The organism is Psychrobacter glaciei, from assembly GCF_014652895.1.
In the GTDB taxonomy this organism is placed as follows: domain Bacteria; phylum Pseudomonadota; class Gammaproteobacteria; order Pseudomonadales; family Moraxellaceae; genus Psychrobacter; species Psychrobacter glaciei.
Window position 1 is genome coordinate 1 of record NZ_BMZR01000006.1, and the last position, 21,330, is coordinate 21,330.

23 protein-coding genes and 1 tRNA gene are annotated in these 21,330 nt (G+C 42.7%); 22 read left to right on the forward strand and 2 right to left on the reverse strand.

What is annotated here, in order from left to right:
- Positions 1-452: 452 nt before the first annotated feature.
- From IE130_RS11705 to IE130_RS11775, 16 genes are all read left to right on the forward strand, one after another.
- The gene (locus tag IE130_RS11705; RefSeq protein ID WP_025653165.1) at positions 453-779 is read left to right on the forward strand and encodes a hypothetical protein; all 327 of its coding nucleotides are present in this window, start codon (positions 453-455) and stop codon (positions 777-779) included.
- 133 nt (positions 780-912) lie between these two features.
- Positions 913-1,185 carry a hypothetical protein gene (locus tag IE130_RS11710; protein WP_101205939.1) on the forward strand — a complete coding sequence of 91 codons (273 nt, stop codon included), beginning with the start codon at positions 913-915 and terminating at the stop codon, positions 1,183-1,185.
- A 61-nt stretch (positions 1,186-1,246) separates the two neighbouring features.
- Entirely contained in the window at positions 1,247-1,837 is a 591-nt protein-coding gene (locus tag IE130_RS11715; RefSeq protein ID WP_102078921.1) for a c-type cytochrome, read from the forward strand.
- Between the two features lie 165 nt (positions 1,838-2,002).
- Complete coding sequence (locus IE130_RS11720; protein ID WP_189586180.1) at positions 2,003-2,641, forward strand: DUF411 domain-containing protein; 639 nt, start codon at positions 2,003-2,005, stop codon at positions 2,639-2,641.
- A gap of 67 nt (positions 2,642-2,708) precedes the next feature.
- Positions 2,709-4,406 carry a copper resistance system multicopper oxidase gene (locus IE130_RS11725; protein WP_189586183.1) on the forward strand — a complete coding sequence of 566 codons (1,698 nt, stop codon included), beginning with the start codon at positions 2,709-2,711 and terminating at the stop codon, positions 4,404-4,406.
- Positions 4,407-4,437: 31 nt separating this feature from the next.
- The gene (locus IE130_RS11730) at positions 4,438-5,625 is read left to right on the forward strand and encodes a copper resistance protein B (protein ID WP_189586186.1); all 1,188 of its coding nucleotides are present in this window, start codon (positions 4,438-4,440) and stop codon (positions 5,623-5,625) included.
- A 95-nt stretch (positions 5,626-5,720) separates the two neighbouring features.
- Entirely contained in the window at positions 5,721-6,197 is a 477-nt protein-coding gene (locus IE130_RS11735; RefSeq protein WP_201574525.1) for a DUF305 domain-containing protein, read from the forward strand.
- 145 nt (positions 6,198-6,342) lie between these two features.
- Positions 6,343-7,686, forward strand: a complete 1,344-nt coding sequence (locus IE130_RS11740; RefSeq protein ID WP_240991030.1) for an APC family permease — start codon at positions 6,343-6,345, stop codon at positions 7,684-7,686.
- A gap of 129 nt (positions 7,687-7,815) precedes the next feature.
- On the forward strand, positions 7,816-8,469 hold the full coding sequence (locus IE130_RS11745; RefSeq protein WP_068037334.1) for a methyltransferase family protein: 654 nt from the start codon (positions 7,816-7,818) through the stop codon (positions 8,467-8,469).
- 112 nt (positions 8,470-8,581) lie between these two features.
- Positions 8,582-8,860 (forward strand): DUF5676 family membrane protein, encoded by a 279-nt coding sequence (locus IE130_RS14365; RefSeq protein ID WP_025645689.1) that lies wholly within the window; start codon positions 8,582-8,584, stop codon positions 8,858-8,860.
- Positions 8,861-8,958: 98 nt separating this feature from the next.
- Positions 8,959-9,114, forward strand: a complete 156-nt coding sequence (locus tag IE130_RS11750; RefSeq protein WP_156770962.1) for a hypothetical protein — start codon at positions 8,959-8,961, stop codon at positions 9,112-9,114.
- A gap of 138 nt (positions 9,115-9,252) precedes the next feature.
- Complete coding sequence (locus IE130_RS11755; RefSeq protein WP_189586189.1) at positions 9,253-11,862, forward strand: copper-transporting P-type ATPase; 2,610 nt, start codon at positions 9,253-9,255, stop codon at positions 11,860-11,862.
- A gap of 80 nt (positions 11,863-11,942) precedes the next feature.
- A complete protein-coding gene (gene tatA / locus IE130_RS11760; RefSeq protein WP_011959992.1) occupies positions 11,943-12,227 on the forward strand; it encodes a Sec-independent protein translocase subunit TatA in 285 nt (94 codons plus the stop codon).
- Between the two features lie 55 nt (positions 12,228-12,282).
- Positions 12,283-12,669, forward strand: a complete 387-nt coding sequence (gene tatB, locus IE130_RS11765) for a Sec-independent protein translocase protein TatB (protein ID WP_036599454.1) — start codon at positions 12,283-12,285, stop codon at positions 12,667-12,669.
- A complete protein-coding gene (gene tatC, locus IE130_RS11770) occupies positions 12,666-13,535 on the forward strand; it encodes a twin-arginine translocase subunit TatC (RefSeq protein ID WP_068037325.1) in 870 nt (289 codons plus the stop codon). The genes tatB and tatC overlap by 4 nt, the downstream gene beginning before the upstream one ends.
- Before the next feature lie 83 nt (positions 13,536-13,618).
- Positions 13,619-14,908 (forward strand): ATP-grasp domain-containing protein, encoded by a 1,290-nt coding sequence (locus IE130_RS11775; RefSeq protein ID WP_189586191.1) that lies wholly within the window; start codon positions 13,619-13,621, stop codon positions 14,906-14,908.
- Between the two features lie 48 nt (positions 14,909-14,956).
- On the opposite strand, the gene IE130_RS11780 is transcribed toward IE130_RS11775, so the two are convergent.
- Positions 14,957-15,316, reverse strand: coding sequence for a hypothetical protein (locus IE130_RS11780; protein WP_227676212.1), 360 nt, complete (start codon positions 15,314-15,316; stop codon positions 14,957-14,959).
- Between the two features lie 387 nt (positions 15,317-15,703).
- Between IE130_RS11780 and IE130_RS11785 the strand changes: the two genes are divergently transcribed.
- Positions 15,704-16,093 (forward strand): DUF6122 family protein, encoded by a 390-nt coding sequence (locus tag IE130_RS11785; RefSeq protein ID WP_189586198.1) that lies wholly within the window; start codon positions 15,704-15,706, stop codon positions 16,091-16,093.
- A 692-nt stretch (positions 16,094-16,785) separates the two neighbouring features.
- On the opposite strand, the gene IE130_RS11790 is transcribed toward IE130_RS11785, so the two are convergent.
- Positions 16,786-16,862, reverse strand: a tRNA-Arg gene (locus IE130_RS11790).
- Positions 16,863-17,226: 364 nt separating this feature from the next.
- Here IE130_RS11790 and IE130_RS11795 point away from each other — a divergent pair.
- The 5 genes from IE130_RS11795 (at position 17,227) to IE130_RS14340 (ending at position 21,243) form a co-directional block, all read left to right on the forward strand.
- Positions 17,227-17,907 (forward strand): c-type cytochrome, encoded by a 681-nt coding sequence (locus tag IE130_RS11795; protein ID WP_189586201.1) that lies wholly within the window; start codon positions 17,227-17,229, stop codon positions 17,905-17,907.
- A 426-nt stretch (positions 17,908-18,333) separates the two neighbouring features.
- Complete coding sequence (locus tag IE130_RS11800) at positions 18,334-19,296, forward strand: ABC transporter ATP-binding protein (protein WP_189586204.1); 963 nt, start codon at positions 18,334-18,336, stop codon at positions 19,294-19,296.
- A gap of 32 nt (positions 19,297-19,328) precedes the next feature.
- Complete coding sequence (locus tag IE130_RS11805) at positions 19,329-20,102, forward strand: ABC transporter permease (protein ID WP_189586377.1); 774 nt, start codon at positions 19,329-19,331, stop codon at positions 20,100-20,102.
- A gap of 89 nt (positions 20,103-20,191) precedes the next feature.
- Positions 20,192-21,064 (forward strand): hypothetical protein, encoded by an 873-nt coding sequence (locus IE130_RS11810; RefSeq protein ID WP_189586207.1) that lies wholly within the window; start codon positions 20,192-20,194, stop codon positions 21,062-21,064.
- Positions 21,065-21,120: 56 nt separating this feature from the next.
- A complete protein-coding gene (locus IE130_RS14340) occupies positions 21,121-21,243 on the forward strand; it encodes a hypothetical protein (RefSeq protein ID WP_264997272.1) in 123 nt (40 codons plus the stop codon).
- Positions 21,244-21,330: the final 87 nt, after the last annotated feature.

Genomic DNA, 21,330 nt, shown 5'->3' on the forward strand with positions numbered 1-21,330 from the left:
TCCATCAGTATCACGCTAAACTCTTCCGTCATCAATGCGTGATAGCCATCTAAACCTGTTAGGTGATGGTCAACAATAAACCCCGCTTCCGTTAGCCCTTTCTTTATATACTCTCCAAGTTTTTTCTCATCTTCTATCAATAGCACTTTCATAGTTTTTCCACCTAATGTCATTATAGTTATCAATAAAGTCTATCAAGCCCTTTGTCATAAACGATTGCTTTGGATAAAAGTATATTCTGACGCCTAATATTAAGAGAAGAAAGATGACAAAGTTGTATTGTTTATGACAAACATGTCATGTCTCAGTCATCAAGCTGTCAGTCACCATTTAGTATTATAAATCAACGCTACATAGAAGCTCTTCTATAATACAGATAGATTCTATAAATTCAGCGGTTATTTTAATTAGACATTCTATTACTCATCTACTCATCTTTAAAAGGACTTCACATGAAAAATTATAGTTCACTCAAAAAAGCGGTACTACTATCAGCATCGATGCTTATCGGTGTAACAGCGGCTAATGCGCATACGACCAATCTAAGCACTTCAATTATCGATAGCTGCGATAACGTTACCAAGTTTGCTAAAAACCTAGATCACAATAATGCAAATGTATCGGATGCTGAAATGAAAAGCTATATCGATGCTAGAGTTGCTTGTGAAGTTCAGCATCAAGATCAGCACTTGCAGTCTGAAAAGGATTTCGTGAACAAATATGGTCGCGATCGCGATAGAAGCCCTCAAGTCATACTAAAGGATTCTATTAAGAATTAAAATCTAAAGCGGTGAGAATGACAGAATTGTAATCTTAACGTCATCTGCCAGTCAGAATAAATGATGTATCATTTAGGCTGGTTTAACAGCTATTGAACTCAATAACCTTTAATCCAAATAATAGGAATTAATCATGTCACAATTTAAATTACTGTCTAAATCAATCGCAATGACGGTCATCGCTCTTGTCGTATCGACCTCAGCTATGGCGCATGATCCAAAATTGCATGCTAAAAAAGATCAAATGAACTGTGAAAAAATGCAAAAGAATATGCAAATGATGCAAAAAATGGATCATAGCAAGATGGATATGAAAGATCCTGCTATGAAAGCAATGATGGCTAACATGGGTAAAATGAAGCAAATGTACCAAAAAAACTGTGTTACTAACGACAGTAAATCTTAAAAATTTTAGCTCTGCTAAATAGCAGTCAACACTTAACGAAAATAAAGTTTTAGGAAAACATATGAAATTTTTATTGGGTGCGCTCTTTACCGTATTTGTGGCAATCGTTGGCGTGTTTGCGGTTGTTACTAGTGGTGTTGTCAATGTGGGAGCTGACCAAGAGCATAGCCCAATGATGTTTAGCTTTTTGGAAACCGCTCGCAATCGTTCCATAGCAAATGCCAGTAAAGATATTGTGGTACCAGACTTAGAGAAGGTCGATATCATTTCTGGGGGCGCGGACTATAAGGATATGTGTGCAGGCTGTCACTTGTCTCCGGGAGTGGCACAAACTGACTTTAGTGAGGGCTTATATCCAAAGCCGCCCAACTTTACCAAGGCTGATATTGTCAAACGTTATCAAACAGAAGACGGTGCAAAGCAAGGCTTTTGGGCAATCAAGCACGGTATTATGGCATCTGGAATGCCTACGTGGGGCGCGTCCCATGATGACGCTAGAATGTGGGCAATGGTCGCTTTTATCAGATCGTTACCTGAATTAGATGAAGCTCAGTACACGATGCTAACCACTAGGATAGATGGCGATATGATGGACATGTCATTTGACGGTGATATGAATATGTCGGATGATGGATCTGGAATGCAGCATTAATACTTTCTAGATATGAAAGCCTCCTAACTCACGGTTGTCGCTATCACCAATGTAGTACTGAACAGTGCTGCATTTAATGTTTTTAGTTAAGTACATAAGAATTCAAATATAGGGTGTAAGTTTTTAGAATATCGAGCATAATAATAGACGTTTAGGAGTAATTTAATGAGACATTACACACATGTGCTTTCTAATGGACATAGCTGGTTATCCGGTCGTGTCCTTTTATTGGTGGTGACATCGTCACTCTCGTTAACGCTAGCCGCTTGCAGCCAATCTAATACCAGTGGCTCTGATTCTCAACCAGTAAAGGTTGAACAGTCTGCTACCCAGAATGCACAAGTACAAAATGAAAGTTCTGCTCCTACAAATGCTCCCGTTAACAGCTCGTCATCATTACTCAAAAACGTCTCAGCCACGGTTTATAAAGATGCCAACTGCGGCTGCTGTAAAGAATGGGTAGGCTATGCCGAAGGTCATGGTCTAAGCGCAACTGCGCAAGACGTTACAGATTTATCTTTATTTAAAGAGCGTTATGGCGTACCACAGCAAATGCGCTCTTGTCATACCACCGTTACCACCGACGGTTTTGTCTTTGAAGGGCATGTCCCTGCCAAATACATGGCACAGTTTCTAGCCAATCCGCCAACTGATTCCATCGGTCTTGCGGTACCGAGTATGCCAGTTGGTAGTCCGGGCATGGAATATCAAGATAAATTTATGCCCTATAAAGTCATGCAATTGAACAAGGATGGCAGCACTCAAGTGTATGCGGCTATTGAGTCGCCAGCGCAGCAGCTGTAGTTCTATTAATAAGTTATCAGATATATAAGTTCAACTCTCATTTCATGGATTAACTTAGGTCAATATTATGAATAAAAACAGATTTAACCGCAGGCGTTTTTTGACAGGGTCATCTACGCTACTTGGCGCGTCGATGCTATCCACACTACCGACGATGGCTAATAGTGCTTTAACTAAAAGCCAAAATGTCGTAGTCAATAGTGATAGAGCCGATCACATTGTACCTATACTGACAGGCAAAGAGTTTGATCTTTATGTCAGCAAAAAACCCATCATTGTTGATGGCAAGTCAAGCACGGCGACGCTCATTAATGACTCATTACCAGCGCCAACGCTAAAAATGCGCGAGGGCGATACGGTAGTGATACGCGTCCATAACCAAATGAATGAGTCGACCTCTATTCATTGGCATGGTCTACTAGTACCGTTTGAGATGGATGGCGTGCCCGGCATTAGTTTTGATGGTATACCAGCAAATAGCACCTTCACGTACAAATTTAAACTGATACAGTCAGGCACTTATTGGTATCACTCGCATACTGGCTTCCAAGAGCAGACCGGTATGCGCGGGGCTATTGTGATTGAACCTAAAGGGCGCGAACGCTATCCTATCGAGGAAGATCACGTTATCCTGCTTAGTGATTGGACGCATCGCGATCCGCATAATCTGCTAAAACTACTTAAGCAGCGTGCTGACTTTGATAATTATCATCTGCCAGACTTTAAAAAGCTATTGTCCGATATTGCCGCTACGGATCTTGAGGCGGCTTTTGATAAGCGCAAAACGTGGAATCAGATGCGGATGATGCCGACAGACTTTACTGATTTATCTGGTGAGACCACGTTTACTTATCTTATGAATGGTAAAACCACAGCGGCTAACTGGACGCAACTTGTCAAGGCTGGACAGCCTGTCAAACTACGTTTTATTAATGGTTCAGCGCAGACGATATTTGATGTACGCATCCCCGGCCTAAAAATGAAAGTCGTCGCGACGGATGGGATTGATGTCAGTCCCGTCGATATCGATGATTTCCGTATTGGGGTGGCCGAGACTTATGATGTCATCGTGACGCCCACTAAAGACGCGCATACCATATTTGCTCAAAACATAGATCGGTCAGGCTATGTTGCGACAACGCTTGCTACCAAAAAAGGTGCTCGTCCTGCGATACCTGCTATGGACAAAATCGAATGGCTGACGATGGCCGACATGATGGGCGCCATGGGATCGAATGGCTATAACGCTAAACATGCCAAAACAGAATATGACTTTAAGTCCGATATGCGCGTTGATAGTCCGCGTATGAACCTTGATGACCCTGGTATTAATCTACGTAACATTGATAGAAAGGTTTTGAATTATAGTCAGTTGCGCTCTGTCGGCGATGAGATAATGGCAGAGCAGCGCAAACCCACCAGAGAGATTGAAATACATCTGACGGGAAACATGGAGCGCTATATTTGGGCTCTAGACGGGGTTATGTTCAAAGATGCCGCACCGGTCAATATTAAGCCGGGTGAGCGCGTACGTATTACCTTAGTCAATGACACCATGATGAATCATCCCATGCATTTGCATGGTATGTGGAGCGATCTGCGGATGCCTTCAGGTGAGTTTCAAGTACGTAAGCATACGATAATGGTACAGCCTGCACAAAAGATAAGCTTTGATGTCACCGGAGAAGCTGGCAGATGGGCATGGCATTGCCACTTGCTCTATCACATGGAAGCAGGGATGTTTAGAGAAGTTGCCGTTGTTTAAGCAAATCTTTGGTTGATAGGTGAGAGATGAGATGAAAATACATAAAGTAGGTTTACGGTTCGCCGGGGTATCATCATTGGTATTATTAGCATCATCATTTGCTAATGCTGCTGACCCGTCCACGGTTAAAAAAGACATGACTATGTCAGATATGGACCATAGTAGTATGGACATGTCGAACATGGATCATGGCAGTATGGACATGTCTGGTATGGATATGTCTGGTATGGATATGTCAGATATGGATCACAGCAGCATGGATATGTCGGGCAATATGTCAGATATGGACCATAGTGGCATGGATATGTCAGGCGATATGTCAGATATGGACCATAGTGGCATGGATATGTCAGGCGATATGTCGGATATGGATCATAGTGGTATGGATATGTCAGGTGACATGTCAGATATGGATCACAGTGGCATGGATATGTCAGGCATGGACCATAGCAAAATGGATATGTCAGGCATGGACCATGGCAGTATGGATATGTCAGGTACGCAAGGTGGTAAAGCTCCAGCTGATGCTCGCAGTCCTGACTATTCAAACGGCGTTCCCTATGGTCGCTTTGGTAAGCCTGTGATGATGGATAGCTTACCGTTATGGGGTGTGTCAGTAGAAACTTTGGGCTATCAGTTTGAGAATGACCAAATCGATTTTGAGTTTGATACGTGGTACGGTACTGATAGTAATCGTGTCACTCTACGCAGTGAAGGTAGTGCTCAAACTAACGATGATAAAGAGATCGATAGCTTAACCTCACTCGCTTATTGGAAGCCGCTCGGTATCTTCTGGAATGGAGAAGCGGGTATTGCTTATAATACTGAAAACGATAAGTCCGCAATCATGGCAGGCATTGTTGGTACGGCGCCGTACTTCGTTGAGACTGACGCAAGAGCTTATCTATATACTGATGGTCAAGTCCAGCTTGATCTTGGGACAGCGTACGAGTGGCGCTTAGATCAGCGTTGGGTGGTCAGACCAGAAGTGCAGTTGACTGCTTTCAGTAAAGATGATACTGACAACGGTATTACTAAAGGTTTTAATGAGCTTGAAACTGAAGTTCGGTTAGCTTATGAAACCCTAAGTCGTCAATTATCACCCTACGTTGGTTTTAGTTATGCATCAGCCTTAGGGGATGCACGAGACTTACGCCGCCAAGAAAACGTAGCCGTTGATTCTAATAGTCTGACTGCTGGTGTGATGTTTTGGTTCTAGTGTTAACCATGTAAGTAACAACAGTTTATAACACTAGCTCTAAAAAAAGGCACCTCTTTATTTAGGTGCCTTTTTACTAAATTAAGGACAAGAATATGAATAACCATATGGATAATAAACAGAAGCAAATGAACCCTTATGTAAAGTTCACAATCATGATTTTAACATCGACAGTCGTGATGTTTATCATGATGTATTTTAATACTTATCAATGGGATCACGTTTATTTTAGCGAAACCAGAGCTTATATGGCGCTGTATATGGGCGCGGTAATGGCAATTATCATGCTCGCCTTTATGACTAATATGTATAAAAAAACCAAGATAAACTTGATGGTTTATGGGATTAGTGTCGTGCTATTTGCCTTTGGTTTATGGGGCGTTAGATCACAACAAACGGTCGATCAAGTGGATTGGATGCAGGCGATGATACCGCATCACTCGATTGCTATTTTGACCAGTTCGCGTGCTGATATCGAAGATCCACGTGTACGTCAGCTTGCTGATGACATTATCGAAGCACAAAAGCGTGAAATCGGTGAGATGCAAGCACTTATTGATGAGTTGGAATAATATATTATGATACCAATAAGTAAGCTCTTCTTTAAAAACTATTTACTATATCGCGTCTTTTAATTCTAACTATACCTACTCCTTACTTCAAAAATAACCTGTAAAACTGAAGTTCTACGAAGAAATAAATTAAGGTCGAATAAGTATGAAGCAAGATAGAACGACTCGCTATCAGAAGGATAGTTTGACATTATCAGGAACAGTTATGCTAGGTACCGGTGTCATGATCGGTGCTGGTATTTTCGCTCTGACCGGTCAGATGGCTCAGATGACGGGTTCGCTTTTCCCACTTGCTTTTCTAGCCGCCGCAATCGTTGTTTCTTTTAGTGCCTATTCTTATATCAAAATCTCTAACGCTTACCCGTCGGCTGGCGGTGTTGCAATGTACCTGCATCAGGCATACGGAGATCGTTTACCGACTGGATTTAATGCCCTGCTGATGTATTTCTCCATGGTTATAGCGCAGAGCTTTTTGGCCCGGACGTTCGGGTCATACACTATGCAGTTATTCGGTGGCGATGACAGCGGTCGCATGGTATCCATCCTTGGCGCCGCGCTTATTCTTGCTGCGTTCTTTATCAATTTACTTGGTAATCGTTGGATTCAGGGGGTTGCATCGGTTATCGGTATTATAAAAATTGTCGGTATTCTTATATTCGGGTTGGTTGGTATCTGGCTAGCTGATAGCTTTGCAGTTGATTCTTCTACATTAGATGACACTAATACTATTGGTGACTTTCTTGGCGCAACGGCGCTAGGCATACTGGCATTTAAAGGCTTTACCACGATTACCAACAGTGGCTCGGAAGTAAAAAATCCTCATCGCAACGTCGGCCGTGCCATTGTAATATCAATCGCAATATGCGTAGTTATTTACACTCTAGTCGGTTTCGCGGTGTCTAGTAATCTATCTCTTGCCGAAATCATCGAAACTAAAGATTACTCCTTGGCTGCCGCCGCACGCCCAGCACTTGGCGACTATGGTCTATGGTTCACAGTTGCAATCGCAATGGTAGCTACCGCTGGCGGCCTCCTTGCTAGCATCTTCGCAGTCTCTCGTATGCTTGCTATGTTGACTGAGATGAAGCTGGTGCCTCATCGTCATTTGGGAATGCCGGGAAGCGTTCAAAAACATACGTTGGTCTATACTGTGGTGTTGGGTTTAGCTTTTACGACGTTATTTGACTTATCACGAATTGCAGCGCTTGGCATTGTTTTCTATCTAATTATGGATATCGCCATTCATTGGGGTGTTTTGCGATACCTTCGTCAGGATATAAAGGCGGTGATGTGGGTGCCTATAGTGGCCATACTTCTTGACCTGTTGGTTCTCGGCGGTTTTGTCTGGATTAAACTAAACTCAGATCCATTCGTACTTGGCGTAGCAGTCGTCACTATTGTAGTGATTGCTGTGGCTGAGCAGGTTTACCTGAAATCTTCAGCGAGGAAAAAAGCTATCGAAAAAGATACGCTTGCAGACCATCATTGACAGTAACATCAAAGAGTTTACAGAAAATTGTTTGGTTAAAAATTGCATAGATTTAAGTGTCTGCTTACTATCTTCAAGAATTGATTTCATGCAATACGATATTCATAAAGACAACAGGGAAAGTAAGCTATGAATGAGTCATTTAATCACGCTGGAACTTGGGGTCTCGCACTAATTGTTATTGTTCTGATTTCTTGGTTCTTTTACCGTTATTTCGCACCAAAGAACTGGCGTGAATGGGCGGGTGCTGGTGTAGTTCAGGCTTTCATTATTGCACTTTACGCAGAAATGTATGGCTTTCCGCTCACTATATATTTATTAGTACGGTTTTTTGGTTTGGACAGCCAATATGTCAGCGCTAGCTTATGGTCGACCCTTGTTGGTTTAGGTGAGACAGGCATGATGATCTCAATGCTACTCGGCTATGCTATTGCATTTTTAGGAGTCGGTCTTTTTGCTCAAGGTTGGCGCCAAGTCCACAAAGCACGAGGGGAAAATCGTTTAGTAACTGATGGACTCTATGCCTACGTACGTCATCCTCAGTACACCGGGTTGTTTATTGCACTGTTCGGTGAGGGTGTGGTGCATTGGCCAACTCTGTTTTCAATCGGTCTGTTTCCAGTGATTGTGCTTGTATACACATGGTTAGCTCGACGTGAGGAACGGCATATGTTTGAAGAGTTTGGTAAAGACTACCTTGCTTACAAACAGCAAGTGCCAATGTTTATTCCTCAATGGGGTCAATGGCGTCAACTTGCCGCCGCCGCACGAGTTAAAAAGTAATATCAATACAGGATAAAGCTTTAATTCATACAAATCCTTAGAGTTAGCATGGTTAGATACGATTGGTTATCTTGAGCTTGAACCACATCATACAATAGTGAGGATTACTAAGATGGTCAAATCAAACTTAACAACAAGTACTTTAAGGATTGCCCCTGTTGGCAACAGTGTATCGTTGTTTCTACTTATTAGTTATCTATTATGCATAGGGTTTGGTTTACTCGCACCCGAACAGATAGCGATGCACGAAGCTTGGGCACCTCTACTACCTGGCTTTGAGTGGTTAACATGGACAGGTTTTCTAATTGGACTTGTAGAATCATATCTTTACGGTTGGTATTTCGCCATCTTGTTCGTGCCACTATATCGTTGGTTCGCCAAAGTGCGCTAAAGATATTGATATATTAACAGTCAGTAAACCTCTTCGGTTCGAGTAAAAATTAATTGAAGAGTTGGAGTGATCACAGTTTAGACTGAGGAGAAATCATAATGAATGGGTCAATGCATGGCATGATGAACGGCTCAATGATGTATGGCATGGGCTGGGTTATGATGCTTATCTGTTTGTTATTCACCCTACTATTTTTCGCAGTACTAGTACTAACAATCATGGCACTGCTCAAGTATTTGCGTGATAAAAACTAAATTCCAATTGAAAAGTATAGAAATTATTTTTTAGAGGTTTTTAGATTAATGATTAGATGAATAGCAATCGAGGATTGATGATAGTGCTTTAAGAGTTGTACTTATTATCAATATTTATTGTCTTCAAGGAGTGATTTTATGAAACATATTGCCGATGAAAAATCTATCAAAGGTGGTCAGTACGATAAAGTGCCAGAAAACTATAGTGGTACGGTTTATATCTGCCCGATGCATCCTGAGGTTAGAGATACTGAGAAGAGCGATTGTCCGATATGCGGCATGTTTCTCAAACCTGAAGACGAGGTTGCTGAATCCAACAGTAATGAGGGCAGTCATGCGCATTGTCATAAAGCGGATGCTAATAATAGTACTGAGTTAAAGTCTGTCGAAGGCAATAAGTACGACAAGATACCAGAAAATTATAACGGCACGATTTATATTTGTCCTATGCATCCAGAAGTAAGAGATGTTGAAAAAAGTGACTGCCCAATATGTGGCATGTTTCTTAAACCTGAAGACGAAGTTGCTAAAGATGATAGTCACGCTAGCTGTCATGGAAAGGATACTGATAGTAGCGGAGTAAAATCTGTTAAAGGCGGTAAATACGATAAAGTACCTGCTGATTACGATGGCACGGTATATACCTGTCCTATGCATCCTGAAGTGAGAGACGTTAGAAATAGCGGTTGTCCGATATGTGGTATGGCGCTTGAGCCCGAAACGCTTACTATCGGTGAAGAGGACACCTCAGAGCTTGACGACATGACTCGTCGTTTTTGGATATGTACCGTGTTGACTGTACCGCTATTAATATATGTGATGAGCGGTATGTTTGGAGTTGACTTTAGTCAGTATGGTATCTCTTCAAAGATCTTACAATGGGCTGAGTTAGTGCTCGCGACCCCTGTAGTGCTTTGGGGCGCCGCCCCGTTTTTCGTCCGTGGCTGGCAGTCTATAAAAAGCCGCAATCTAAATATGTTTACCTTGATTGCGATAGGCGTAGGCGCTGCTTATATTTTTAGTATTGTCGCGACCTTTTTTCCCGATATTTTCCCAGACAGTTTCAGAGATGCCTCTGGTCAAGTCGGAGTCTACTATGAAGCGGCAGCGGTCATTGTGACCTTGGTGCTACTGGGTCAAGTATTAGAGCTCAAAGCTAGAAGTCAAACTTCAGGTGCGATTAGAGCTTTGCTTGAGCTCGCACCACCAACCGCAAGACGTGTCGATGAAAACGGTGAAGAAGTCGAAGTCTCGCTTGATGAGGTCGTCACTGGCGATAAGCTACGGGTTAAACCAGGTGAGAAACTACCCGTAGATGGTACAGTGATCGATGGTAATAGTAATGTTGATGAATCAATGGTGACGGGTGAGCCAATCCCTGTATCAAAAGTAGCAGGAGATACAGTGACTGGTGGTACGGTAAATGGCACCGGAACGCTATTAGTCGAAGCGGTCAATGTTGGAGCAGATTCAGTATTATCTAAAATTGTACAAATGGTTGCTGAAGCCCAGCGTAGCCGCGCGCCTATCCAGCGCTTGGTAGATCAAGTGGCGGGTTGGTTCGTACCTATTGTTATTGTCAGCTCTATCATAACCTTTATTGTCTGGGCGATATTCGGCCCTGAGCCCGCTATGGCCTATGCTTTGGTTAACGCGATTGCGGTACTGATTATTGCTTGTCCTTGCGCCCTTGGTCTAGCGACGCCGATGTCCATTATGGTTGGTACCGGCAAAGGCGCGCAAAACGGCGTCCTCATCAAAAATGCTGAAGCGTTAGAGAGTATGGAAAAAGTCGATACCATTGTCGTCGACAAGACCGGAACACTGACCGCTGGTAAGCCCGGGCTTACCGCAATTGATGCGCAGGTAGGTCAAGATGAAGACGAGTTCCTCGCATTGGTAGCCTCAGTAGAAAGCGCTAGCGAGCATCCTTTAGCAGAAGCTATCGTTAGAGCAGCTCAAGAAAGATCACTCATTATTCCTAAAGCTACTGACTTTAATTCGACTACTGGCGAAGGCGTACAAGCCGTGGTCGATGGTAAGAAAGTCGCTATTGGTAACTCTAAGCTTATGGAAAGCCTAAATAGTTTTGATAATGAGCTGTCCACTAAAGCTGATGTCCGTAGAAAAGACGGTGAAACGGTAATGTTTGTGGCTATAGACGGTAAAGCTGCTGGTATTATTTCAGTTGCTGACCCTATTAAACCAAGCACTAAAGAGGCTATTTCACTGCTTCATGACGCAGGTTTAAAAGTTGTGATGCTAACCGGTGACAACGAAAAAACCGCGCAGGCAGTCGCCAATAAACTAGGTATTGATGAAGTTCATGCGGATGTCTCACCAGAGGATAAAAACCGTATCGTCAAAGAAATGCAAGACAGCGGTAAATTGGTCGCTATGGCGGGTGATGGTATCAACGACGCACCAGCGCTAGCGCAAGCTAATGTTGGTATCGCTATGGGAACCGGTACCGATGTGGCGATGGAGAGTGCGGGCATTACCCTGCTAAAAGGTGATTTAATGGGCATTGCCAAAGCTTATAAGCTTAGCCGCGCCACCATGCGCAATATCAGACAGAATCTGTTTTTTGCCTTTATCTACAATGCACTTGGTGTTCCTATTGCCGCAGGTGTGCTCTATCCCATATTTGGGCTTCTGCTCAGTCCGATGATAGCAGCGGCAGCGATGAGCTTGTCGTCATTCTCGGTGATTGCTAACGCGCTGCGATTGCGCCGTTTGAAACTATAATTCTGGTACGGTAAAAAGTGTTCTAAAGCACACTGACACATACTGGTCTAAACAAGATCACAAAATATAAGGATACCGTTATGGGCAGCTTTTCTATTACACATTGGCTGATTTTATTGGTCGTAGTGGTGGTCGTATTTGGTACTGCCAAGCTTAAAAATGCAGGTAAAGATTTAGGCGGTGCGGTGAAAGGTTTTAAAGAAGCGGTCAAAGATGAAGAACCCGAGAATGCTCGCAAAAATCATGTGCTTAGCCATGAAAATAGTACGCCAGCTGCAAGTAATGATTTAAATACGCGTGTAGGTAATCAGGCTGATGATATGGAAATCAGCCCTATTTCCACTGATGACCAGCCTAAAGTATGAAGCGCGCCGCTTATAAATAGCGGCACTAAGTAGTCTATTAATATATGTGACTGTTATGTTTGATATTGGGTTTTCCGAATTACTCTTGTTTGGCGTCATTGCTTTAATCGTATTGGGCCCAGAAAAACTGCCGCAAGCCGCACGTACCGCTGGGCAATGGTATGCCAAACTGCGCCGTACAGTATCCACTCTACAATCTGAAATAGAAGCTGAGCTTGATCTAGCTGAAACACGTCAACAAATGCAAAATGAACTTGCGAAAATCCGTCAGACCGAGTCGGATATGAAGCGCGAATTAGCAGAAATGCGTGGCAGTATGCAAAAGTTTGAGCAGTCACAGAACCAAAGCCTAGACGCTTCACATCAGTCAATCACCCCTTATGATAAAGACCATCAACAGAATACTACCTCCTCGTTCATTAAACAGGAGGCGGATCAGTGAGCCTATTTAAACGGCAAAAAAGTCGACAAGAAAAAATAACAGATATAGAGTTTGAGGCGCCAACAGATACAACACAGAATAGTGAGTCTGGAGATACGTTAGGTACGCTTGGCGATATGCCTATTACCGGACATTTAATCGAGCTGCGTACGCACTTAATAAGAATATGCGTGGTCGTCTTAATTATATTCTTAGTATTGGTGGGATTTTCACGCGAGCTTTATAATCTTTTATCAGACCCATTAGTGGCGCAGTTACCCATCAATTCGACCATGATTGCCACTGATATAACGTCAAACTTTATGGCACCCATTCGCTTAACGATATTCGTCGCCGCATTTTTAGCAATGCCTTATATCCTGTATCAAATTTGGTCATTTGTAGCTTCCGGCTTATATAAAAAAGAGAAGAAAATTGCCATTCCTGTACTGCTATCTTCGATATTTCTATTTTATGCTGGTGTTGCTTTTTCCTACTTTGTCGTACTCAAAGGGGTATTGAAATTTTTTATTATGTTCGCTCCGCAGAACGTTATACCAATGACCGATATTGACAGTTATCTGAGCTTTGCCCTCAAGCTATTTATGGTGTTTGGACTGACTTTTGAGATTCCAGTGGTTACCTTATTGCTGATAATGGCCGGAATCGTTTCTACTCAAAGTTTAGAAGATAAGCGTCGTTATATCATAGTTGGCTGTTTTGGGATCGCCGCGGTAGTGACACCGCCTGATGGTGTATCAATGCTGTTGTTGGCGATTCCTATGTGGCTATTGTTTGAGCTGGGTTTACTCTTAGCAAAGATATTAATTAAAAATGAACGAAATAATGATTTAGTCTCAGGGAATGAAACATTAGAAAGTAGCTAGCACTACTTAAACACGCCAAGTACCTTTTTTACTTTTTACTAGAGTATGTCAGCGTGAGTACTCTACTTAGCGACGGACTCTAAATGGAACACCTAACCAGCAACAACGAGAAAAATGACGGTCTTGCAAATCGACTTAACCAAGAGTGCTACTGCATTACCCTTGATCGTAAAGCGCTTAATACAAGCCTTCAAGATCAATTGGTAGAAACTAGAAACAATCCAATAGGAGCGAACGAGCTTAATAAGCTTTTTTCAGCAACACCCGTGTTCGTTCCCAAAACAGAGATAGAGGCGATGGAGCGAATCGTCAGGGCTATCGAGTCAGCTGCCGAACTGCCATTGTATCAAGAGCAAGTGCTGTCGTGGGCACCAGAAATAGCTGCTTTCGACCCAGGCCCAATAGGGGCCCTCATGGGTTATGACTTTCACTTGGGTAGCGATGGACCTCAGCTCATCGAGGTCAATACTAATGCCGGTGGCGCATTTCTGAATGTGTTGCTCGCTCGCGCACAAAAACGCTGTTGCAACCCCTCAGAGCAAAGCGCTGCAACCAATCAAATGCTAGATAGGTTCGAGGAAGCAGTGTTTGACATGTTCAAACAGGAATGGCAGCGACAATCGGCTACTGCCATGCCTAATCACATAGCTATTATCGATAATGATCCCAAAAGCCAGTTCATGTATTTAGAGTTTCAGCTGGCTTGCCGACTACTTCAAGCTAAGGGCATTGATACCGTTATACTTGGTCCCTCTGAACTTAACTATGTTGATGGCAAGCTGACAGCGCGTGGTAAGCCCATTGATATGATCTATAATCGGTTGGTCGACTTTGCATTTGAAAACCCTAACCACGCCGTGCTTAAAAGTGCCTATCTAGAGGGTGCGGTAGTAGTAACGCCTAATCCTCATGTTCATGCTATATTTGCTAATAAGCGCAACTTAGCCTTACTATCCGATCCGCAGACATTGCGCGCTTGGGGTCTAGATGAGGCTGCAGCGAGGTACCTTGAAAAGTCTGTACCAAAGACTAAGCTTGTATCAAAAGACGAGGCAGCAGAGTTGTGGCGTACTCGGCGACAGCTGTTTTTTAAGCCAGTTGCTGGTCATGGAAGCAAAGGGGTCTATCGCGGTAGCAAGCTGACTCGACGCGTTTTTGAGAACATTCTGGATGAGGATTATATCGCACAGACCTTTGTTCCTGCAGGAGAGCGATCAATAAAAATCGATGATGTTGTGACGACCAAAAAGGTAGATATACGTCTCTATACCTATGCAGGACAGCTGTTATTAACTGCTGGGCGTATCTATCAAGGTCAGACGACCAATTTCCGTACACCAGGGGGTGGATTTGCGCCTGTTTTCCAAGTGTAATGGTGTAGTGAACTAAATAGCACCAACTGCCTTTAATGCTAACCTCTATTACTTGGATATCTGCCAACCTAGGAACATCCATTTGACAGTGTAGATTAACAGTATCGGAATGACTACCCACTGAACGAGCGGCAACGCACCTATGCTTAGTAACGGAACATCAGGCATCAGCCCACTATAATTCCACCTTTGGCCAGCGCCAGTTGCCCAGTATTCAAAGAGTATTGTTATGGTCAGGCCAACGGCAAGGTATATCGATAAAGTCGACAGACGCCACGGCTTTGCAATCCAGAGCCAATCTTTTATAAATAACGCCGCAAGCACGTAGGCGCCAAAAGCAATATTGGCATCACCGACGGTCGCACGCGTACAAAGCCAAACCACGTCCCAGTGTCTCGCTTCGGCCATACCGGAGAAGAACGGTACCTGTGCCATCTCCCAAAAAAAATGGAGAAAGAAACTTACGCACCATATCATTAGGGCAAGCACAGCTGATGTTGCTGCTCGGCGGGATTGGCTTACAAGAGTCATCATTCCTCCAAAAATAGCCATAGCAATAAATGCAGTTCTATGTTTACTCGTTCGTTATTACTAGACCGAAACGCCGCTTACTGGCGTCTCCCAACGGCAGATTAGTATGTTGCCTGCTGCGCGTGTTTATCAAGGTCAGGTGACTAACTTCCGTACACCAGGTGGTGGATTCGCGCTTGTCTTTCAGGTGTGAAGGTATACCTCAGATCGTGTATGATACTCTTAGAACACTTTTTAAAACACCCTCTTAGTTCGGAAAAAGCGATGAGTCAAACCGTTATCCATTATTTTCTACATTTTGGCATGCCGTTGATCATCGCCTATATGTTTTTTCGTAGTGACTGTAAGCGAGTTTATTTGATCCTATTAGCAACCATGCTAGTTGATTTAGATCATCTGCTAGCGACACCTATCTTTTCGCCCAATCGTTGTAGTATTAATTTCCATCTGCTACATACTTATTATGCGATGGCAGTATATGCGGGCATGTTGTTTTTACCAAAGCCCTATAAGGTAATTGGTTTAGGATTATTACTGCATATGTTGACTGATTTAAATGACTGCATAATGACTTATCTTGATTGTCCACAGTGCTTGAGTGAGGCTCCAGCCCGTGAGTTGGTAGCGTGGTTAGGCAGAGCTATTAAGTTTTAATACGGTTGGGACTACATCCCTTTGTGCCTCTCTCATAAATCATCTCTTTAATGACTCCTAGAAGTAGATATATCGCTATCCAATCCTAAATAAGTCCTCGCATTAGACCGCTTGTGTTCCAATTCGAGGATTGAGTTTGTCTAGCTTGTTACTCTAAGCTTAGTGAGATAGCTCTGTTTCTAATCAGGTATAGCGGCAAGAACTAACCGCTACTTCTTCAGTTTAGTATGACTATTCAATGTGCCACGTGTTGTATCAAGCAGATCGGCGACGTTATTTAATAAAATATAGTCTCTTTATCAACAAAAAAGGAATTTAAGCTATATCATTGATGATATTAGACAGATAAGTGGTTATGCAAGAGACGTGGGTATACTAGATAAGCTAGGCTACCATACGGTAGAGGAGCAGTCATCAAAGGTTGTTAGTCGCGTTGTTATCTACACTGATCAAGATAAGGGAAATAAGCTACCTATAGTTTAACTGTTGGCAAATCGATTGACAGGTGGAAGGCATGCACACAAACTCATAGCTCATTCGTTATTAAAGAGTGGACTGTCTCTTATGTTTTTATATGTATAAAATAGCCAGCCCTTATAAATAAAAGGCTTGATCTAAAATTCAGACACAAAAAAACCTCAAACAATATGATATTTGAGGCGAACCATGAATAAAACTTAAGCTATAAATAGTGGTGCGCTCGGCGGGAATCGAACCCACGACCCTCGGCTTCGGAGACCGATACTCTATCCAACTGAGCTACGAGCGCATAATACGAGTTGACTGCCAATCATACTCAATACTGCGTTTAATTGAGTATGATTGGCAGGGCAGTCTGTCGAAAAATAAAGACCGCCTAGTCTAACAAATAAAAGCCAGAAAGCCAATGAGCGAAGCCCGCTATTGACGTTTTTTAAGAAAAAACAGGATAGTCAGTAAACAAGCATGGCAATTTGCCCGTCTTTTCCCTTATAATGTCAGGGAAAATTCATATTTATAATCACCGATTACAAGTGCGCGCGCTGACGGGATGGCTGTTTGCTATTGATGACGAAATGTTTGTCGTCGAAGGAGGATAAACAGAATGTCCAAATCATGCGAGCCCTTGTATCTGTAATAAGAGAACGTGACGAATGAGAAAAGTAGTGATGTTATCGGCAGCTGCCATTCTAGGAATTGCTAGTATCGCGGTGAGCCAAGCGGAAGATGTTGCAGGCACACCTGTAACTGTCTCTGATGTAGCAGAAGCGCAAGATGTGGTCGAAAACGCGCCACAACAGTTAGGTGATGATACCCAAGCTGCCGCCGATACTACAGATGACACTGCTGCGGTCGATGCGAGCGGGCAAGCAGACGGTATTACAGATGACGCTGCGGCAACGGAAGAAGTGGCAGCAGCAGCGCCTGCGGCGGATGAAGAACCCATTCCACAAGATACGCCGCAAGTACAAAAGCTCATTGCTTTGTATCCTAACTTGATTGCTCGTATTCAGCCTGTCGCTACAGTATGTTTCGAAGATGATGAGGTTTGTGATGTAACGGCACGCTCATCAGGTCCTTCGGCAGGTGATGGCCCTCGCGATGGCAAAGCAGTATACAATGCCGTGTGTCAGACTTGTCATGCTTCAGGTTTGCTTGGTTCACCTATGTTAGGGGATGCAGGGGCTTGGGGACCACGTATAGCAAAAGGTAAAGATACTCTATACACCCATGCGATCAATGGCTTCAACGCGATGCCTGCTAAAGGTGGTGCGGATATCCCTGATGAAGAAGTTCAAAATGCGGTAGATTATATGGTTGGTGAAGCCAGCTAATTATTGCTCAGCCATTACTGACCGTGATGAATAGCTTACTAAGCTTTTAAGATACGCATTGACTAAGCGCTTATTTCATTTAATGAGGTAGGCGCTTTTTTAATGATGAGTATTATTAATATGGTGCTTCTAATAGAACACAGTTGAAATTCGTTGCTAATAGCCTCACCTTAAGACATTAGATTGTCTCTGCCAAATATTAGGGCCTGTCATCAATTAGCGTATTTACACATTTGCTGGTCTTAAAATAACTAAAGCCTGTTAAACACTGTTAGAAATCTTGTCAATATATTCATATCTACGGCGATTTCCTTCTTACTTAGCAGCAGTACTTCTCATTTTAAGCCGCACGATCTAAATGATGCCACGCCCTAGTATTTTAATAGTCAATTTTTACATAAATTTATAACAAATAAAGAGGTTTGCATGTCTGAGGCACCAGCGCTTACGATAAAAAATTTATCCAAGACTTATGACAATGGCTTTTCGGCATTGAAGGGAGTAGATCTAACAGTACCACAAGGTGGATTCTTTGCGTTACTTGGTCCCAATGGGGCGGGTAAATCAACAATGATTGGCATCATCAGCTCACTTTTTAAGCCCACAACAGGCAGTGTGCATATTTTTGGCAATGACTTGTTAGAGAACCCTTCGGTTGCTAAGCAATATCTTGGCGTAGTACCGCAAGAGTTTAACTTTAATATGTTCGAAAAAGTCGAAGATATTCTGATTACACAAGCAGGCTATTTTGGTATTTCTGCCAAAGAAGCAAAACCTCGGGCCGAGAGGTTATTGACCGCCCTTGGTTTATGGGACAAGCGCGACAGTATGTCACGCGAGCTGTCAGGTGGTATGAAACGTCGTTTGATGATTGCCCGAGCGTTGATCCACAAGCCTAAGCTATTGATTCTCGATGAACCAACCGCAGGGGTAGATATTGAGCTGCGCCGTTCTATGTGGGAATTCATGCAGCAGATTAATATCGAAGAGAACACCACGATTATTCTGACCACTCATTATCTTGAAGAGGCAGAGCAGCTTTGTAAGCGTATCGCTATTTTAGACCATGGTGAGATTCGAATTAATACGGATATGAAGGATTTGCTTGCACAGTTATCGGTTGAGACTTTTGTCTTCGATATCTCTACTCCGCTTGAGCATCCGTTACAATTAACAGGTGTCACCGAAGTGACGCAGCCAGACGATTTTACGCTTGAAGTGACCTTAACAGAAGGTGAGTCATTGAATGGCGTATTTGCGCAATTGTCTGAGCAAGGTATTACGATTGCTAGTATGCGCAATAAATCCAATCGGTTAGAAGAATTGTTTATGCGCCTTGTCGACAAAAATATCCAGAATGGAGACAGTATGAAGGAGTCAGGACTATGAATCAGAAAATAGTAGTAGACCCTAATGACAGCATGTCATGGTCCAAAAAATGGATTGCTTTTCAGACGATTTTGCTAAAAGAAGTGCGCCGTATTTTACGTATTTGGCCACAGACTTTATTGCCACCCGTGATTACTATGACGCTATACTTCGTTATCTTCGGTAGGATGATAGGCGACAGAGTGGGCGAGATGGGCGGTGTGCCTTATATGCAATTCATCGTTCCTGGTCTTATTATGATGGCGGTGATTACCAATAGTTACTCTAATGTGGTCTCCAGCTTTTTTAGTGCCAAGTTTACTTCGAGTATTGAGGAGCTGTTGGTTTCTCCTGTCTCTAAGCACGCTATCTTGATGGGTTATGTCAGCGGTGGTATCTTCCGCGGCTTGGCCATTGCTATTATCGTCTCCATCGTCGCGCTGTTTTTTACAGATCTTGGCATTGAGCATTTATTTGTGACGGTATTTACTGTGCTTGGCACTTCGATACTCTTTTCGCTTGGCGGCTTTATTAACGCCGTCTTTGCCCGCTCATTTGATGATATTTCTATTATTCCGAGCTTTGTATTAACCCCTTTGACTTTTTTGGGTGGGGTGTTTTACTCAATGGAAGGGTTATCAACATTTTGGCAAACCGTCTCCTTACTCAATCCCATTGTCTATATGGTAAACTCGTTTCGCTACGGGATTTTAGGGTATTCTGATGTCAATGTCTGGTATTCAATGGCAGCGATTTTTGTATTCTGCGTGGTGTTTTATATCATCTCGTATCGTCTGCTCAGTGATGGTTCGCGTGTGCGATTGTAAATATGATAGCCATCATTTGTCATAGATAGCTTGTAATCAATAGACTGATAACCTTATCATAAGAGCCTAATATTGTTGGGCTCTTTTTTATGCTTAAAATTTCTGTAAGAAGTATGAGTAAGGCTTTTACAGCCACGTTATTGAGTACAATTACAAGCATTGCCATCGCAGCCCCATTTGCGACAATGGATGATTATGATTGGGTCGTCATGAAGACGCCTTTAGACCCTGCATCGTATAAGTATAATTGCCATAATGACTACAACTATGAAACTTATGATGCTTTACAAAACTGCCTGTATAACTTGAGGGAAGATGCAGATAATGCATTTAGTAAGCAATGGGGTATCAGCGATAAAGTAGTTAGAGAGCGAAATGCAATTTATATTAAAGTCGCTAATCGTAAAAACCCACTAGTATTTGTTGATTATTCCAGTCCTTATGAGGAGGATTTTAATCCTTATTATTCTCTACAAGACTACGATAAATCACGGAAATTACTGACAATACATCAAAGCTTTTATGAAGGAGAGAGATTGACAGTAGTTAATTTGGCTACTGGATTTTGGCAAGATTTTAGTCTCAGAAAGCTAAGTGTCTCTCCTGATATGAGATACATAGTCGGTTTTGAAAGTGAGATGGGGGCGACGGAACATGTCAACATTTTGGAGCGACAAGATAGTGGTTACTATGAGGGCTACTATAAACAAGTCTATAGCAGTAGTGAAGATTCAAAAAACTACGACAGTCATAAAAATTTTTATCAAGCAGATAAAGCGCAGCAGGTTTATGATAGCGAAACCTTTACTTGGGTAGATGATACTGAGTTTAATGGTGACAAGCTCTATGTGGATTCTTTTTATAAGTTAAATGAAGCAGATTCAGCGGCTTTTCGAATACGATATACCTTTGTACGCGATGACAAAACAGGTGCGTGGCAAATGCGCAAAGGTAGCGTCTAGTGATTTCTATCTCTTTTAATGTAAGGATAACGTTGATCATCGCAGGGCTATTTGTCTTGATCACAATAGCACCCTTAAATGCCCAAGCAGCATCTTCAGCCTTGCCTTCAGCGTTAACGCCATCGACCAACGATGATTTTTGGATAAAAGTTGCTACGCCTGTGGCAGCAGAAAGGTAGTTGTCGATAAGGTTACACTGACTATCAAACTTTGACAGATTATAAAAACTGTATTTTTAACTTGTTGGAGCACAATGACAACTTACA

What these genes read in the sequence shown, in the direction of transcription:
- IE130_RS11715 (WP_102078921.1), top strand. Translation starts at nt 1,247, where the DNA reads ATGAAATTTTTATTGGGTGCGCTCTTTACCGTATTTGTGGCAATCGTT.
- IE130_RS11800 (WP_189586204.1), top strand. Translation starts at nt 18,334, where the DNA reads ATGTCTGAGGCACCAGCGCTTACGATAAAAAATTTATCCAAGACTTAT.
- IE130_RS11745 (WP_068037334.1), top strand. Translation starts at nt 7,816, where the DNA reads ATGAATGAGTCATTTAATCACGCTGGAACTTGGGGTCTCGCACTAATT.
- IE130_RS11805 (WP_189586377.1), top strand. Translation starts at nt 19,329, where the DNA reads ATGTCATGGTCCAAAAAATGGATTGCTTTTCAGACGATTTTGCTAAAA.
- IE130_RS11710 (WP_101205939.1), top strand. Translation starts at nt 913, where the DNA reads ATGTCACAATTTAAATTACTGTCTAAATCAATCGCAATGACGGTCATC.
- tatB (WP_036599454.1), top strand. Translation starts at nt 12,283, where the DNA reads ATGTTTGATATTGGGTTTTCCGAATTACTCTTGTTTGGCGTCATTGCT.
- IE130_RS11755 (WP_189586189.1), top strand. Translation starts at nt 9,253, where the DNA reads ATGAAACATATTGCCGATGAAAAATCTATCAAAGGTGGTCAGTACGAT.
- IE130_RS11705 (WP_025653165.1), top strand. Translation starts at nt 453, where the DNA reads ATGAAAAATTATAGTTCACTCAAAAAAGCGGTACTACTATCAGCATCG.
- tatA (WP_011959992.1), top strand. Translation starts at nt 11,943, where the DNA reads ATGGGCAGCTTTTCTATTACACATTGGCTGATTTTATTGGTCGTAGTG.
- IE130_RS11795 (WP_189586201.1), top strand. Translation starts at nt 17,227, where the DNA reads ATGAGAAAAGTAGTGATGTTATCGGCAGCTGCCATTCTAGGAATTGCT.
- IE130_RS11785 (WP_189586198.1), top strand. Translation starts at nt 15,704, where the DNA reads ATGAGTCAAACCGTTATCCATTATTTTCTACATTTTGGCATGCCGTTG.
- IE130_RS11780 (WP_227676212.1), bottom strand. Translation starts at nt 15,316, where the DNA reads ATGGCCGAAGCGAGACACTGGGACGTGGTTTGGCTTTGTACGCGTGCG.
- IE130_RS11730 (WP_189586186.1), top strand. Translation starts at nt 4,438, where the DNA reads ATGAAAATACATAAAGTAGGTTTACGGTTCGCCGGGGTATCATCATTG.
- IE130_RS11740 (WP_240991030.1), top strand. Translation starts at nt 6,343, where the DNA reads ATGAAGCAAGATAGAACGACTCGCTATCAGAAGGATAGTTTGACATTA.
- IE130_RS11720 (WP_189586180.1), top strand. Translation starts at nt 2,003, where the DNA reads ATGAGACATTACACACATGTGCTTTCTAATGGACATAGCTGGTTATCC.
- IE130_RS11775 (WP_189586191.1), top strand. Translation starts at nt 13,619, where the DNA reads ATGGAACACCTAACCAGCAACAACGAGAAAAATGACGGTCTTGCAAAT.
- IE130_RS11810 (WP_189586207.1), top strand. Translation starts at nt 20,192, where the DNA reads ATGCTTAAAATTTCTGTAAGAAGTATGAGTAAGGCTTTTACAGCCACG.
- IE130_RS11725 (WP_189586183.1), top strand. Translation starts at nt 2,709, where the DNA reads ATGAATAAAAACAGATTTAACCGCAGGCGTTTTTTGACAGGGTCATCT.
- IE130_RS11735 (WP_201574525.1), top strand. Translation starts at nt 5,721, where the DNA reads ATGAATAACCATATGGATAATAAACAGAAGCAAATGAACCCTTATGTA.
- IE130_RS14365 (WP_025645689.1), top strand. Translation starts at nt 8,582, where the DNA reads ATGGTCAAATCAAACTTAACAACAAGTACTTTAAGGATTGCCCCTGTT.
- IE130_RS11750 (WP_156770962.1), top strand. Translation starts at nt 8,959, where the DNA reads ATGAATGGGTCAATGCATGGCATGATGAACGGCTCAATGATGTATGGC.